This is a genomic window from Parachlamydia acanthamoebae (assembly GCF_000875975.1).
In the GTDB taxonomy this organism is placed as follows: domain Bacteria; phylum Chlamydiota; class Chlamydiia; order Chlamydiales; family Parachlamydiaceae; genus Parachlamydia; species Parachlamydia acanthamoebae.
The window spans coordinates 1-284 of record NZ_BAWW01000020.1 but is presented as its reverse complement, the minus strand read 5'-3'; the positions used below and the strand labels follow the sequence as shown (position 1 = coordinate 284).

Genomic DNA, 284 nt, shown 5'->3' with positions numbered 1-284 from the left:
CTTGGTCATAGCGGTAAGTTTGGGAATAAAGCTGTTCTCCTGAAAGGTTGATTCGTTTAACTTCTGTTAGATCTACCGCGTTGTAGCCGTACACAACATGACTGCCGTCGGGAAGTGTACTGGAATGAACGCGTCCTTGCCGGTCGTATACATATTTCATCTGCAGACCATTGCCCAACGTTTCTTCAACGAGGCGATCACATCGGTCATAAGTTCGGGTATTTTGTGTATGATTGATGTGATCCTGAATGAGGATAGGATTATCATTCAGATCATAGGTGTAG

1 pseudogene is annotated in these 284 nt (G+C 44.4%); it reads right to left on the bottom strand.

Features of this window, described 5'->3' with window-relative positions:
- Positions 1-284: pseudogene (locus AOM43_RS06195) on the bottom strand (RHS repeat domain-containing protein); the annotation flags it as partial.